Here is a 16,364-nt window from a genome sequence, read left to right as displayed (position 1 = left end):
ATTGGGGGAGAGTGCGTAAATTGAAGCATCGATTATCTATGATTTTGATTATTTTGACCGTATTATCCTTGGTAACTGCTTGTACGAAACAAAAGCCTCAGCCATTGGCGGATTCGGAGAAAAAAGAGATTGTTCTCGCTATTGGCGGTGAGCCTGAAACAGGATTCGACCCAACAACGGGTTGGGGTCGTTACGGTTCGCCATTATTCCAAAGCACCTTGCTCAAACGAGACAAAGATTTGAATATTGTTAATGATTTGGCAACAGGGTATGAGGTAAGTCGAGATGGCATGGTTTGGACAGTTAAGCTGCGCAATGACGCCAAATTCAGCGATGGAAAATCACTGACAGCGGCAGACGTACAATATACCTTTCAAGCTGCTTCAACTAGCGGCTCGTCGATCGATCTGAGCAATCTAAAAAGTGTAGACATCACAGATGAAACGACTGTAAAGTTTTCGCTTAAAGAACCGCAATCCACTTTTGCACAAATGCTAGTAACTACAGGTATTGTGCCTAAGCATGCGCACGGCAAAGATTATGCTCTTAAACCGATTGGTTCAGGGCCATTCACAATGGTTCAATGGGACAAAGGACAACAATTAATCGTTGAAGCTAATCCAGATTACTACGGAAATAAGCCTTTCTTCCGAAAGATTACGTTTTTATTCTTAGGTGAAGATGCTGCTTTCGCAGCTGCAAAGGCAGGAACCGTTGACATGGCTGCCATTCCAGCAGCATTCAGTAAGCAAGCGGTGAACGGGATGGAACTGAAAACGGCTAGGACTGTCGACAATCGTGGCATAATGTTTCCTTACGTCAAATCGGGCGGTACAACGAAAGAAGGCTATCCGATTGGGAATGACGTTACGGCCGATTCAGCCATTCGTCAGGCTATAAATATCGCTATAGATAGAAAAAGTTTAGTTCAAGGTGTTCTAGAAGGACACGGCACACCTGCGTATACGTTGAATGACGGTCTTCCATGGTTTAACCAAGATGCTGTGTTTACGGATGCAGACATGAATGCCGCGAAGAAACTGCTGGCTGAAAATGGCTGGAAGGATACAGACAATGATGGTGTTATCGAAAAAGGAACATTGAAAGCAACATTTAATCTGTTGTATCCATCCAGTGATGTAACACGTCAGTCGCTTGCCATAGCAACCGCGGATATGTTGAAGCCTCTCGGAATTCAGGTTAAAGCAGAGGGCAAAAGTTGGGATGAACTAGAGAAAAAGATGCATGCGAATCCCGTGATGTTTGGCTGGGGCAGTCATGATCCACTTGAAATGTACAATGTGTACAGTAATAAATTTGGCGGCGTCGAATATTACAATCCAGGCTATTACAATAATCCGAAAGTTGAAACTTACATGACGCAAGCTTTACGGGCAACGAGTGAGAAAGAGGCATGGGCATTTTGGAAGAGGGCACAATGGGATGGTGAAACGGGCTTAAGCGCCAAAGGCGACGCGCCGTGGGCTTGGCTAGTAAACCTAGATCATCTCTACTTGGTTAAATCGGGTCTTAATATCGGGAATCAAAAGATTCATCCACATGGGCATGGGTGGCCAGTCACCGATAACATTGAGGAGTGGCGATGGAATTCTTAAAGCTGTTTCCATGGATGATTCGAAAAGGCCTCGGTTTATTGTTACTGTTATTTGCTGTGAGTGCCATCTCATTCATGCTTGTTCACTTCTCTCCCATAGATCCCGTTCAAGCTTATGTTGGCGCGGATATGATGAAAGTCAGTCCAGAACAACGTGAAGCGATCGTGCATTATTGGGGGTTACATGATCCGCCACTCATTCGGTATTGGCATTGGTTGCGTGCGCTGGCGAGTGGCGATTTAGGCACATCTATGATTTACCGTCGGCCTGTGCTGGAAGTGATCAGCGAACGTTTTGCCGCATCCCTGGCACTTATGGGGGCTGCCTGGTTGTTGTCAGGACTGATTGGATTCGTGTCAGGCATATTAGCCGCAATGAATCGGAATAAGTGGGTCGATACTTGGATCCGATGGTACTGTTATACCCTTTCGTCAACACCAACGTTCTGGGTCGGCTTGTTACTCATGCTTGTGTTTGCGGTATGGCTAGGGATCTTGCCCGTCGGACTTGCCGTACCTGCTGGTACAACAACTGATCAGGTTCAATTCATAGATCGCATCCGACATATGATCTTGCCCGTGTTGACGCTTAGCGTAACAGGGATCGCTGCAATTGCCCTGCACACGAGAGAGAAACTGATTGAAGTGACGGAGAAGGAGTACTGGTTGTTTGCAAGGGCTCGCGGCGAGCGAGGATTCACTATCTTCTGGAGACATGGGCTCAGGAATGTGGCGTTGCCAGCGATTACACTGCAATTCGCTTCATTCAGTGAACTGTTCGGTGGAGCTGTATTGGCGGAACAAGTATTTTCATATCCTGGCCTGGGTCAAGCTGCTGTGGAAGCAGGATTACGCGGGGATATCCCACTGTTGATGGGTGTTGTATTATGCAGTGCACTATTCGTATATGTTGGAAATGCGATGGCCGATATAAGTTATCGGTGGATTGATCCGAGGATGAAGGAGGGAAGTCGTCTATGAAGGAACCAATGCGCGTTGGAATAGGGCTTCCCAAGCTTCATCATCAACAGAAATTATGGATTTCAACTACGATAGCCCTAGGTATATTACTAACATTGCTTGTTATATCCAATGGATTGGGTACCACAGGATTAACCACCAACTTGAGTCAGCGTAATTTAGAGCCATCCTCTTCACACCTATTCGGGACAGATTGGCTAGGCAGGGATATGTTTACCCGCACAATGAAAGGCTTGCTGCTCAGTCTGAAAGTGGGGCTAACTGCTGGTTTCTCCAGTGTTGTCATTGCAAGTATGATGGGACTTGCAGCTGCCCTCATGGGTCGAACAGTGAATCGGTTTATTACTTGGTTGACGGATTTATTTCTAAGTGTTCCTCATTTAGTCACACTGCTCTTGATTTCATTTGTACTAGGGGGAGGGGCCAAAGGTATTATTATTGGCGTCGCGTTGACCCATTGGCCAGCCTTGTCGAGAGTGATTCGCGCGGAGGTGATGCAGCTTCAAACGGCACCCTATATTATCATCTCGCGTAACTTCGGCAAATCCCGTTGGTGGATTGCAACGAGGCACATTATTCCTCATCTCGTTCCACAACTAATTGTAGGTATTATACTCATTGTTCCACACGCCATCTTACATGAAGCTTCGATTACCTTTCTTGGCATGGGTCTATCTCCTCATGAACCTGCCATTGGGATCATTTTGTCTGAATCTATGCGCTATTTATCCTCAGGTATGTGGTGGTTAGCTGTGTTTCCTGGCTTATGTTTGTTACTCGTGGTAAGAACGTTTGCTATGCTAGGTGAAAATTTGAAACAGTTCGTGAATCCACAACATGCTCATAATAAATAAGGATGAAAATAGAAGGGAGAGGAGCTCGCTTATGCTAGAAATTAGCAGGCTTTCTATCCGGTTTCATCGGCTGGATCGTCGTTTGCGACAGGTACATACCGAAACGATTCATAATCTGCATCTCGCTGTTGCATCGCAAGAGATTCTTGCGGTAGTAGGCTCTAGCGGTTCTGGTAAAAGTCTGCTCGCCCATGCGATATTAGGCATTCTTCCTAGTAATGCGCAAGTTTCGGGGAGCATTCAGTTTATGGGGGAAGTATTGACCCCAGAGAGACAACGTCGGCTACGAGGGAAAGAAATCGCACTTATCCCACAATCTGTTGCCTACTTAGATCCTTTGATGCGTGTCGGGGAGCAAGTCCAGCAATCTGTTCGTCAAGGTGATCCCGTGGAACTTAGGCAAAAGGCCTTTCATAAGTATCATCTCGCTGAATATGTGGCCAAATGGTTTCCCTTTCAACTATCTGGTGGCATGGCGCGTAAAGTTCTAGTCTCAACTGCAACGGTTAGCGGAGCTCAATTAGTTATCGCCGATGAGCCAACGCCTGGCCTTGATGCCGCCGCGATGGTTGAAACATGGAGTCGTTTCCGACAGTTGGCAGATGATGGATGTGCGGTAATGCTGATCACCCATGATATAGAAGCCGCTTTGACAGTTGCGGATCGAGTTGCCGTATTGTACGCGGGAACTGTTGTGGAAATTGCGCTTCGCAGTGATTTTGCTGGCGACGGTGAGAGACTGCGTCATCCTTATTCGAAAGCGTTATGGAGAGCTCTCCCTAGTCAACAATTTATCCCGATACCAGGCTCTCAACCATTACCACATGCTTTACCCAAAGGGTGCGTATTTGCACCGCGATGTTCGTTAGCTACGGTCGAATGTGAAGAGTTTCAGCCTGAGCCGCGTACATTGAGAGGCGGAGAAGTGAGGTGCTTGCATGCCACTTGAGGGAAACTCGCTTGGTTATCGCTATAACAAAGGGGCATGGGTTGTGCAGCAGACGACTATGCGATTAGAGGCTGGAGAGGTTGTGGGATTAGTAGGGCTAAGTGGTTGTGGCAAATCAACACTTGGTAAAATACTTGCTGGACATCTTCGACCCATTGAAGGTCATGTTCTTCTGGATGGCAGCCCGATTCCTTCAGGGGTACGAAACCCTGTGCAGTTAGTTCTTCAGCATCCTGAACAGGCTGTGAATCCCAAATGGAAGCTGCGAAAAACTTTAGCGGAGTCGGGGCCCATAGACGAAATCTTACTTAGTGAGCTAGCCATTGAGGATGCATGGTTAAACCGTTACCCAAGTGAGCTCTCAGGCGGCGAACTGCAGCGAATATGTGTGGCGAGGGCGCTCGGATCAGGAACTCGGTACTTGATTGCAGATGAAATGACTACCATGCTCGATGCAATTACACAAGCGCAAATCTGGCAATCGGTGCTGAAGTGGGCAGAGCGAAATCAGACAAGTATACTCGTCATTAGTCATGAGCATCAGCTTGTGAAGCGAGTATGCAGTAGAGTCATTGAGTGGGGGAAAGCTTAAACGTCAAGTAAAAAGGTTGCCATGTGCAGCCTTTTTTATTTGTATTTGCCGTATTGTATTTTTAAAAAATTCAAGGATTATAGTAGCTTTCAAGCGTCAATATGATAAAATTTAAGCATCATCATGTTGTATGCAATTCGTTTTAATGACAGGTGTTTGATGATACAAACAATAGAGAATTTTTCAAAAGTGGGGGAAGGTCCATGATCTCAAGAAGACAGTTTATCAAAAGATTGCTTGCAACCGCATTCGCAGTAACGGGTGTCGGCGCGCTGCTCAAACAAACGTTAAAGGGACCCGAAACAAATGTCGCAATTGCGGATGGCTCAGAAGAACAAATCGTTCCCCAAGCATCCCCACATCCAGTTTCGGTTGACGCCAGTACAAATCGATTATTGCTATCATTTTTCCTACTTAGCGATGTGCATATTTCAGATAATGGTACTTCCACGATTACGGATAAACTTCATTCTGCATTGAAGGATATCAGCCATTTCGAAACGCCGGTAGATACGATTGTTTTCGGAGGCGATGTCACGGATGTAGGCCGCGAAGTGGATTACAAACTTTTCCGCAAAGTATTGGACAAATACAAACTACCTCCTATTTATGCTAATATGGGAAATCACGACTATTACGACATTTGGATAAGCCCTAAGGGAGATTGGTCCGCAGATACTGTGCCAAATGGGAAAACCGACGCCATGTCCCGAGAACGCTTTATGAAATTTTTCGGCTATAAAGATAAGCCTTATAAAGATGTCTGGATGAATGATGTACATCTAATTATCATGTCTCAAGAAACGTATGTGCAGGAGAAACCGGAGGTAGGAGAGGGGGCATGGTATTCGGATGAGCAGCTTGCCTGGCTTGAGAATACGATGAAATCACATGTGGACGGAAAGCCCGCATTTGTCTTCATCCATCAACCGCTGCCTGCGCCAGATATGGACGGGAAGCCGCCGCAGTTGCTTCGAGCGAAGGAGTTTCGTGCCATTTTAGCACCGTATAAGAATGTATTTGTGTTGTCCGGACATACGCATCGTAATTTTGCAACGGAAAATCACTATAATACCCAGAATTCCTTTCACTGGTTCAATAATGCTTCTGTTGGCAAAACAAGGAGCTCAGACAATCCCAATTGTGCGCAAGGCATGTATGTTCAAATCTACAACAACGAAGTGGTGGTTCGCGGCCGTGAATTTTCCAATCAGACTTGGATTGAATCGGCAAAGTACAACGTACCTATCGTTCATGTCAACCAAGCGTAGTTATTTAACACACGAATTGTAACCAAGCAAGGGAGATTTAGAGGAGGCATTTTAGTTGGATGTTCAACGAATAATCGTGACTGGGCGCATGTATAAAGAACTAGCCAAACTTGCCCAACTGGACACGAAGAGGGAGTATCTGTTTCTACCAGAAGAGGAAGTACATTCAAGTCACTTCGACTGGGGAGATGGTTATGTGGCATTTAAACCGACGGCGTCGTTTCACTTTGGTAAGCTGAAATGGGTTCATGCTCTTGGAGCTGGCGTCGATGCCTTTCTATTGAATCGGGAGTGGAAAAAGGATGTCGTGTTAACGCGTACGATCGGCAGTTTTGGGCGAAAAATAGGCGAGTATTGCTTAAGTTATGTACTCGCAGATCTACAACGCCATGACCAGTTTCAACAGGCTCAAGCTCAGAGGCAATGGCTGCCTTCCCAACAGAAGCTGCTTCATGAGATGAACGTTGTCATCTTTGGAACTGGCACGATCGGCGAGGAAGTTGCCAGAATGCTGCGTGCATTCGGCGTAACGGTAAATGGCATATCTCGCAGCGGCACTGCGAATATGCATTATGACAGGGTTCTTCCCTTGATCGATGCGCATACGGTGCTTCCTGGGTCCGATTGGGTCATAAACACGTTACCGTTAACTGAACACACGGAAAGTTTGTTTGAACGTCGTTTATTTTCCTATATGCGCGGATCAGGATTTATCAATGTCGGAAGGGGAGGTTCGGTTGACGAGAACGCACTTCTGGGGGCCATTGAACTCGGACAGGTACGTAAAGCTGTTCTGGACGTGTTTAGAGAAGAACCTTTGCCCGAGCATTCGCCGTTATGGACTCATCCGAATGTGGTCATTACACCACATATTTCAGCAGTTACAGGTGTGGATGAAGCGATTGAAGGACTGCTAACGGTTCTTGAAGAAATAGACCATGGATGGGAACAAATTAGCCATTCCGTCGATGTCAGTAGAGGGTATTAGTTCTTTAGTGATGACATATCCGCGCACATGTACGGACGCTACAAACCAATATGTTACTTAGTTATGGAGCCCTGTTTAGGGCTCTTTTTGACGTGGATGGCTAATGAATTCTTAACTAAATGTGGGAGTAAGATTTCTCGAATCACTCGAAGAACCGTTACTTGGACTGGGGTTGAAAATGACGCCTACATGCAGAATGAATGACTTGTCATTGGCAGAATAATGACGAGTCACTTGCATTATTATGTCATTAGTCTCTACTCCGAGTATCTAGGCGACCTCATAATGAAAGGAGAAGTGAACCAAGGTCAGGAGGTTTCAAATGAGAATGCGTAAGTGGTATAGAAATTGTGCGATCATGCTCAGTTTGTTGGTGTTGTTTCAATCGACGCTTCCTTCCGTGATGAGTGCTGAAATGGGGGATGTGGCAGCAACGGTAGCAACTACAGAAATGACAGAATCGACACAATCAGTTTCCCCTCCATCTATGGCAGTGACCGAAGTACTACCTTCATGGGCCAAAGTTGAAATTGAGGAGCTGTTGAGCAAAGGTATTGTGAATAAACGACCAGAAAGCAGCGATTTCGAGTCGAATACGCCACTCACCCGAGCGGATGCGGCCGTTTGGCTTCTTCATGCTGCAAAGTTACGTGGTATGGATACTACAGCAGGTGAGAATAAGCCTACTTTTAAGGATATTGATGATCAACTGCACCGCGATGAGATTGTCAGCGCTGCAAGAATCGGTTTGATCGAGGGGTATGAGGATCGCACATTCCGTCCTGCTGCATCAATCTCCCGGGTTGAAATTGCCGTTATGCTGCAGCGCATATGGAAGTTGGATGCGTCTCACTCCTCGGATTTTGCAGATCAGTCTATCATCCCAACATGGTCAGCATTAGCTGTTGGGGCCATGAGCAAGGCTGCGATCGTTCAAGGATATGAAGACCGTACCTATCGTCCCTACAATCAGGTTACGAGGGCTGAAGCTGCTGTCATGCTGCATCGCGCTTGGAAGTTGCCAGAAGTCAAACAGGAAGGCATATTACAGCTGTCAGTAACAACACCTGACGGACGCGCCTTACAAGGCGCTCATATACAAATTCATACTAAAGGGAAGCGAGCTCTATTAGCTACTGGAACGACAAGTGCTTCTGGTGGGTATGAAGTGAAGTTGCCTTACGGTGCGTACGATGTTAACACGACTAGCGACAGCGGATTCGTAGCGTATCAAATTGTGGAGTTAAGCGCACAGCGTCATCCTGTGGCCGTGCAAACGGTTCAGGCTGCAAGCCTAACCGGCAAAGTAGTTGGCGAGAACGCTGAACCACAATCAGGCGTCATCGTGACGTTCACAACGAACCCTACTTTCTTCGCTGTAACAGGTCAAGACGGAACATTCAAAGCTAACGTTCTTCCAGATCGTACATACCAACTATCATTGCTCTCGTTGGAAAATTGGAAAGCATACACGGATCAATCTGGCACAACGGGTTCCATTCTTTCAAATGGAGCACTTCAGGATATCTTGAAAGTTCTTGATCTAGGCACGAAAAACAAGGTGAAACAGACATGTACTTGTCAGCTGGTTGATGTCCCGCAAGAGGTAAGTGCACCTGGGGTGGGCCAAGTCACTGAAATAGGCCAGTTGTCTACGGTGGATGGCACCATCCGTCCAGCAGGTGGATATTCAGGCGGGAACGCAGGAGGTGGAGGCGTCTCCCCAGGCGGTGGTTCAACAGATGTGACGGCTCCAGCTATTCCTACTGGATTGAAAGCAGAGACAGCAGCTCAACAGGCTACGCTGAGTTGGACAGCGAATTCAGAAGCCGATCTGGCTGGCTATAAGGTTTATGTCTCTCTCGATGGAGGAGTAACGTGGTCACTAGCGGCCGATGCCATTCCTACACCTTCCTATACAGCTACAGGTTTAGTGAACGGTACCACATACACGTATGCTGTCACAGCATATGACAAGACCGGTCATGAGTCGTTGAAATCAAGCCCGTTAACCGTGCAACTCAGCCCCCAGACTCCAACCAAGCCAGCAGGATTTGATGGAACGGTTGGCGATGGCGAAGTGTACTTATCCTGGCTGCCGAACACCGATACTGTTACAGTTGGTTATAAGCTTGTCATCACATCGGCTGACGATGAGGGAGCATCCTATCACGAAGAGTGGGATGCCGCGAACAATACAACGTTGACTTGGGGTGGAATCACTAATGGTCAGCCCTATCGATTTAAACTGATCGCTTATAGTCGTAACGGCCAAGAATCGGAAGCAGCTTTTCTTGAGCTGACGCCAGGAAGAGAGGTCATTCCAGATATGACGGCGCCTGCTATCCCGGTAGGTTTTGCGGGCACGACTAACCAAGATCGGGTGACTGTGGTTTGGCAGACGAATGAAGAAAGCGATCTTGCTGGATACAATCTCTATGTCTCAATTGATAATGGGAATAACTGGATACTTGAAGGGCAAATATATCCCTATCTCTCTTCTTATACATTTACGAACTTAAGTTACGATGTCACGTACAGCTTCGCTATTAGCGCTTATGATTCTAGCGGCAATGAGTCAGAGAAATCCAATATCATTTCACTTACGCCACAAGAGGAGCCAGACCTCGAAATTCCCGTTCCACCTATAGGGCTCTCGGCAACGGTTGGTGATACCAAAATTCAATTGACATGGTCACTAAATGAGGAAGAAGACTTAGCAGGCTATAAGCTTTATGTTTCCGAAGACGGCGCAGCGACTTGGCGCAGTGGTGTTTCCACGGGATATGCAACAACTTATCAAGCAACAGGTCTAACGAATCGCAAACCATACACGTTTGCCATAACTGCAATAGATTATGCGGGCAACGAATCCGCTAAATCCGCTTGGGTAACAGCTGCGCCAAAAAGCGCTGATCAGACAGCGCCAGCTGCGCCAGTGGGTCTGAACGGAAGTGCCATAGACGGGAGTTCCTCACTCATCTGGCAAGCGAACAATGAGAGTGATTTAGCCGGCTATACCATTTATTCGTCAACGGACGATGGTGTCACTTGGCACGTGAAGGGCGATGCGAAGAAGCTGACCGTCTTTACCGTTACTGGTTTAACAGACGAAACAAGGTACAAATTCACCGTTGCTGCCTATGATCGTGAGGGCAATGAATCTGCCAAATCAGCTGCAATCGACCTTATGCCGGTTAAGCAAACCATCCCGGATGATCCTGCTTCGGCAGCACCTGAGATTCCACTAACGCGTATGCCTTCTTTTGCTGAGCAAACGCAATTCTTGCATACAGGCAGCAACGCCGTGCAAGCTGGGGTCATCCCAGGAGCGATACGCACCGATGTTGCGGCTGTGCTGCGCGGTAAAGTCCTTGATACGAATGGCTCGCCACTAAGTGGAGTGAAAGTGAGTATTCTGAATCATCCCGAATATGGTCAAACATTAAGCCGTGTTGATGGCGCTTATGATTTGGTGGTTAACGGAACAGGACTGCTTACTGTCCAGCTCAGCAAGCCCGGCTATATGATGGCCCAGCGTCCAGAGAAGATGACTTGGGGCACCTATACCAGCATGGAAGATGTGGTGCTTCTTGCTTATGATGCCAAAGTAACGGAGCTCAACTTGTCGAATGCAACGGATACCCAAGTAGCCCGTGGAACAACCGTCCAAGATGAAGATGGTGAACGGACATCGACGATTGTAGTACCGAAGGGTACAACTGCCACGATGACACTGCCAGATGGAACGGTTCAACCGCTTTCACAAATCCATTTCCGAGCAACGGAATACACAGTTGGCAATAGGGGACCTGAAGCGATGCCAGGCATATTGCCGCAGAATGTCGGCTACACCTATGCGGTGGAGCTGTCGGCGGACGAAGCGGTGGATGCGGGGGCGACAGAAGTTACTTTTAACCAACCCTTGTATCATTATGTTGATAATTTCCTTGAATTTCCAGTTGGTATTTCCGTTCCAAATGCCTATTACGATCGCAAGGCTGGGCTCTGGGTACCCGCGCAGAATGGTGTTATTCTCCAGATCGTTGGGATTGCAGAAGGTATGGCGCAAGTAGACTTGGACGGCGATGGTGCGGCGGATAGCGGAACGAAGCTTAGTGCCTACGAAATCACAGATGAAGAGCGGCAGAAGCTTGCCGGATTATATTCTGAGGGTCAAAGTTTATGGCGTGTGCCGATTCCTCATTTCACACCTTGGGATCACAACTGGCCGTATGGTCCACCAGGTGATGCCATTGCTCCGCCGAATCCAACACCTAAGAAATCGCCTCAGCGGGATCCGAGAGAAGAACCTTGCAAACAGCCAGGCTCCATTATCGGCTGTCAGGATCAATCGCTTGGAGAAGCGATAGCCATTCCCGGTACACCGTATACACTCCGGTACCAAAGTGAGCGAACGGAAGGGTATGAGGAGCGTTCGACGATTCAATTCCCTGTGACAGGCTCAACAGCGCTGCCAGCATCGTTACAAGGAATTTCAGTCAGTATTCAAGTGGCAGGTAAGACAGTCTACAAGAAGCTGCCATTAACGATCAACCAACTGCATACGTTCAAATGGGATGGTATCGATGGATATGGCCGCAAACTGATTGGCGATCATCCTTATCAAGTTACGGTGAGTTACCACTATAAACCCGTTTATTATCCTACACCTGAAGGTTTCGCTATGAGCTGGGCAAGGCTTCCTTCAAGTGTCGGGGGTATCGGTTCCCGAGGCAGCTCGGATATGAGGGTCACCAGATCGTATGAAGGCATTATTAGCTCACCTGTGAATCCTTATGAACAGCAAGGTATTGCAGGCTGGAGCTTGGATGCACATCACATTTTTGATAATACGACGAAGAAACTGCTGAGCGGTGAAGGCGAAACGCAGAAGAAGGACAGTGGTCAATTCAACCCGCTGAATCCTCAGATGGGGCAGGGTCAATATTACGTTGATGGGGCGTTGTATGCGGTTGTTGGCTCTGATTTTTATTTTCTAGTCAGAAACAACAGCATATTGAATGAATTGTCCATCGTTCGAGTAACGCCTGATAATGTTTCGCTCAAAGTGGCGACGTTTCCCTCGCAAGGATTTCCTAAAGCTTTTACTGTGAGTCCGGATGGTACGCTATACCTCGCCTATTTGAACGATGCCATTTATAAAAAAGGAACTAACGATTCCGATTGGCAACGAGTTGTCGGTCAAGGAATTTACAGTGTAGCGGTTATTCCTGATGGCACTAAGGGAACTGAGGTTGCAGGCGGAAACTTCAGCTCATTTGCAGCAGATGTTCAAGGAAATCTGTACTTCGAAGGTGTTCATCCTACTGGTACTTACAACAGTACCATTCAGTATTATAAGCTCGATGCAAGTGGTTATGTCTATCATGCAGGCAAATCGGGCTATGGCCCTGATACAGGACCAGCTACACCAGCTAATATTGGGTACGGGAGATTGACTTCGAGTCCTAATGGTACGATTTATGTCATGGATAACATGTACGATTATTGGGGTGTTAAGAGCCGCATTCGCAAAATAACGAAGGATGGCACGCTAGAACTGGTCGCAGGTGACGTAAGCATGGGTAAGAAGGATCCTGTTATAGCAGATGGCATGCCGGCAACCGGTTCACGATTCAATGTCCGAGAGATATTTGTGGACGGACAAGAAAACATCTACATGCAAGTAGATGCCGTCAACACGACATTAGGACCTATTTATAAAATAACCCCAGATGGCATTGTTCATCTTGTTGAACAATCAGATGCGATGGCCTATGTGCAAAGAAATGATTTTAAACTTAACTACGTGAAGCTTATCGGCGTTGATCAAAAGGGTAATCCGATGTATATAACGTATGACCAAGGTGGCATGACGCCTAATTTCTTCCGAATTGGCGCCGAGGTAAGTAAAACCAGCATTCCGAACGATGACGGAATCACATTGACACAAATTGATACGTTAAGCGGGCGTCATATGCAGACTACCCATGCACTAACGGGTAAAGTGATGGCTAGCTTCGGTTATGATGCGGAGGGCCGATTGATTCAATTAGATGATAGCTATGGCAATCGCACGACGATCATGCGGGATGCTGCTGGCAAGCCTACGGCTATTGTAGCGCCTGGTGGTCAACGTACAGAATTGACGGTCAACGAGCAAGGACAACTAATAACGGTAACTGGAAAGCTCGGATATCAGTATGACATGACCTATATCACAAAAGGACTGCTGACTTCATTTACTGACCCGAATCGGCATACTTCTGAGTATCTCTACGATGAGAAAGGGTATCTGATTCAGGCGAAGACGCCCACTGGTGGGATTAAAACCTTAACACGGACAGAACTAAGTGACGGCTTATCCATCACATTCACCGATGCCGCTAACCGTTCAACCGTGTATGAGACTCGTACAATTGGCAGTTATACGAAGCGTACGATAACGGAGCCTGGTGGTGCCAAGTCCACGGTCGTTTATCAATCGGACGGTTCCAAAGAAATGACGTACACAGACGGTACGAAGGTCATTCAAAAGCTTGAAAATGATCCTCGCTATGGCATGGACGCACCTATTCTTAATCTTATGAAGATTACAACACCAGACGGTCGCGTTGTGACGTATTCGGAGTCACGTGCTGTGGAAAGAGACAGTCAAGGTCGCTTCATTTCCTTAACACAAACCTATGTGGTCAATGGTGCAACGTCTTCAGTGAAATATGATGCAGCTGCAAAAACGTATGTGGAGACATCTGCGGAAGGTTTAATTAAGGTGTCCCATCTGGACGACAAAGGTACAATTGTGCGTGTTGACTATCCGAATCAGCCACTGCAACCCATCCTATACACGTATGATGAGCGCGGACGTTTTCGTACGATTTCACAGGGTAGTCATTCCATGACTTATGCCTATAACACGAGCGGAGAGCTGATTTCGGAGACCGATGAAGAGGGCAACCGAAAGGAATATGGCTATAATGAGACTGGATTACTGAAGATGATCAAACAGCCCAGTGGTAAGACTTTTTACAAAGATTATGATGGGAAGGGGAATTTGGTACAAACGTCGCTGCCTGACGGAACCATTTATAAGCAACAATATAATGACTTGAACCAGCTTAACACATTTACCCCGTTAGGTGGGCAGCCATGGTTAACACTAACACATGATGTCACAGGCTTCATTGACAAGGCCATTCTAGCAAGCGGACGCGCTTTACAGTATGGGTTTGAGTCTAGTGGCAGCAAGCGAATCCAAACCATGAATGATCCTGATCTGAATCGAACGTTTACGTATGGAGACGCAACAGACCGCGTAGCACAGATGGTCAGTGAGCAAACGGGGGATCCCGATCTGCGGCAATCTGTCGGTTACACCTATGGCGGTAGTGAGGTGCTGCAGATGGTGCTGCAAGGCGCAGCGAATGCTACCTTCGATTATAGTTTTGACACAGGTGCGAATGTGACGAACATTACGAATATTCGCACTACGGTTACGGAACAAGTCTACGGGCAACCGAAGACGGTTATTCAGAATACACCGATAGGCTGGGATCGCGATGAACAGATGACGAAGTTTGGTCCTTTCCAAATCTCACATGAGGCTAATGGCCTTGTGAACGAGATCTCAGATGGTTCGTTCCAGATTATGAATACCTACGATGACCTAGGGAAGCTCGAGCAGCGCAATTACTTATGGAGGGGCCAACTCCTCTCCAGCAGTGAGTTTACGTATGATTCTCGCGGGCTTTTATCCCATGAAAAGGAAACTTCTACTAGCGGTGCTGCGAGCCAAACCCATTATAATTATGACGATGATGGCCAGTTGTTAGCCTCGCTCAAATCTGGTACCGAAGGTACCTATAATGAGGTTTACCAATACGACATTAGGAAGAACCGTGTCAGTAAGCAGGTGAATGGCTCTCCTTTGGAAATGAGCAGCTATGACACACACGGTGAATTACTAGCAGTAGGATCAGTCGATTATTCGTTTGATACCGATGGATTCCTGACGGCTCGAGGTGAGAACACCTATCGTTATGGTATACGGGGGGAACTCTTGGAAGCGACTGTCACAGGCACCACATACCGGTATGCTTATGATGCAATCGGACGACGGACAGCAAGAGAAGGAGGGGGCAATATGGAGAAATACTTATATGGCCATCCAGAGTTCATTCATATGCTGACGGCTTCCATTGATAAGAATGGCGTTCTAACGAATTATTTCTATAATGAAGAAGGTTTACTCATCGGTATGGAGCGTGAAAGTCAACGCTATTATGTCATTACTGACAATGTAGGAACACCGAAAGAAGTTCTGAATGCGGAAGGCGATACGGTCAAAAAGCTTCACTATAGCTCCTTCGGCAAACTGCTTAGTGACTCCAATCCCGGCTTCGAGCTGATGATTGGCTTTGCAGGAGGTCTAGAGGATCGAGCTGTTGGGCTTGTGCGCTTCGGTGCAAGAGACTATGATCCCATATCTGCGCGATGGACAGCGCGTGACCCGATTCTACTGGACAGCGGAGAAACGAATGTCTATGCCTATGTTGGTAACAATCCGATTGTACTGCGTGATCCATGTGGTTTGTTCTGCATCGGAGTATCTGCGTATGCCGGTGTTGGGATTGGCGGGAAGGTGTGCGCGACGGAGGATGGCGTATCTGCCTGTGCAGAAGCTGGTGTTGGCGCAGGCGGCGGTTTGGAAGTTGATCCATTCGAGGATCTATCCAAAGGCGGTTCTTCTTTCGAAGCAGCAGCTAAAGTCCAATACGGACCTCTCAAGGGTGAATTAGGGGCCAAATATTTCAAAGCATGGGATCCGTGCAAAGAAGGGGAAGGATCTCTCATTGCCAAGCTGGGTGCTGGGCCTGTTCAGTTAGATTTCAACGATCTTTCCAAATCTGCAGTCAAAGGCAAATTTGATGATTTACGCAAAAATGTGAAAGATCTGTTCAAACCATCGGTTAAGCTGGAAGCCGCAGCGAAAGTGAAGCAATGCTTGCAATATAAATGGTGATGGAAGAAACCGTTAGGGCTGCTCGCCTTGACGGTTTTTTCTCAAAGATCAGGTATACAACCTTTTCATTGAAAAAAATGGCGTTGTAT

General features: G+C 47.1%; 8 protein-coding genes. All 8 read left to right on the top strand.

Annotated elements, in window-relative coordinates:
- Positions 1-38 precede the first annotated feature (38 nt).
- The 8 genes from AC58PV_RS23735 (at position 39) to AC58PV_RS23700 (ending at position 16,275) form a co-directional block, all read left to right on the top strand.
- Positions 39-1,616: an ABC transporter substrate-binding protein gene (locus AC58PV_RS23735; RefSeq protein WP_497435028.1), complete on the top strand. Its 1,578-nt coding sequence runs from the start codon at positions 39-41 to the stop codon at positions 1,614-1,616.
- Positions 1,604-2,596: an ABC transporter permease gene (locus AC58PV_RS23730; RefSeq protein ID WP_497434971.1), complete on the top strand. Its 993-nt coding sequence runs from the start codon at positions 1,604-1,606 to the stop codon at positions 2,594-2,596. The genes AC58PV_RS23735 and AC58PV_RS23730 overlap by 13 nt, the downstream gene beginning before the upstream one ends.
- Positions 2,593-3,450 carry an ABC transporter permease gene (locus AC58PV_RS23725; protein WP_497434969.1) on the top strand — a complete coding sequence of 286 codons (858 nt, stop codon included), beginning with the start codon at positions 2,593-2,595 and terminating at the stop codon, positions 3,448-3,450. The genes AC58PV_RS23730 and AC58PV_RS23725 overlap by 4 nt, the downstream gene beginning before the upstream one ends.
- A gap of 31 nt (positions 3,451-3,481) precedes the next feature.
- Positions 3,482-4,399: an oligopeptide/dipeptide ABC transporter ATP-binding protein gene (locus AC58PV_RS23720; protein ID WP_497434968.1), complete on the top strand. Its 918-nt coding sequence runs from the start codon at positions 3,482-3,484 to the stop codon at positions 4,397-4,399.
- Positions 4,389-4,991, top strand: coding sequence for an ABC transporter ATP-binding protein (locus AC58PV_RS23715; protein WP_497434967.1), 603 nt, complete (start codon positions 4,389-4,391; stop codon positions 4,989-4,991). The genes AC58PV_RS23720 and AC58PV_RS23715 overlap by 11 nt, the downstream gene beginning before the upstream one ends.
- A 203-nt stretch (positions 4,992-5,194) precedes the next feature.
- The gene (locus tag AC58PV_RS23710; protein ID WP_497434966.1) at positions 5,195-6,262 is read left to right on the top strand and encodes a metallophosphoesterase family protein; all 1,068 of its coding nucleotides are present in this window, start codon (positions 5,195-5,197) and stop codon (positions 6,260-6,262) included.
- A gap of 55 nt (positions 6,263-6,317) precedes the next feature.
- Positions 6,318-7,250: a D-2-hydroxyacid dehydrogenase gene (locus AC58PV_RS23705; protein ID WP_497434964.1), complete on the top strand. Its 933-nt coding sequence runs from the start codon at positions 6,318-6,320 to the stop codon at positions 7,248-7,250.
- Positions 7,251-7,572: 322 nt separating this feature from the next.
- Positions 7,573-16,275 carry a fibronectin type III domain-containing protein gene (locus AC58PV_RS23700; protein WP_497434963.1) on the top strand — a complete coding sequence of 2,901 codons (8,703 nt, stop codon included), beginning with the start codon at positions 7,573-7,575 and terminating at the stop codon, positions 16,273-16,275.
- Positions 16,276-16,364: the final 89 nt, after the last annotated feature.

It is taken from the genome of Paenibacillus sp. J22FR83 (assembly GCF_059691955.1).
This window is presented reverse-complemented; position numbering and strand designations above follow the sequence as displayed.

Coding starts and splice junctions, on each gene's coding strand:
- AC58PV_RS23735 (WP_497435028.1), top strand. CDS start 39: ATGATTTTGATTATTTTGACCGTATTATCCTTGGTAACTGCTTGTACG.
- AC58PV_RS23730 (WP_497434971.1), top strand. CDS start 1,604: ATGGAATTCTTAAAGCTGTTTCCATGGATGATTCGAAAAGGCCTCGGT.
- AC58PV_RS23725 (WP_497434969.1), top strand. CDS start 2,593: ATGAAGGAACCAATGCGCGTTGGAATAGGGCTTCCCAAGCTTCATCAT.
- AC58PV_RS23720 (WP_497434968.1), top strand. CDS start 3,482: ATGCTAGAAATTAGCAGGCTTTCTATCCGGTTTCATCGGCTGGATCGT.
- AC58PV_RS23715 (WP_497434967.1), top strand. CDS start 4,389: ATGCCACTTGAGGGAAACTCGCTTGGTTATCGCTATAACAAAGGGGCA.
- AC58PV_RS23710 (WP_497434966.1), top strand. CDS start 5,195: ATGATCTCAAGAAGACAGTTTATCAAAAGATTGCTTGCAACCGCATTC.
- AC58PV_RS23700 (WP_497434963.1), top strand. CDS start 7,573: ATGAGAATGCGTAAGTGGTATAGAAATTGTGCGATCATGCTCAGTTTG.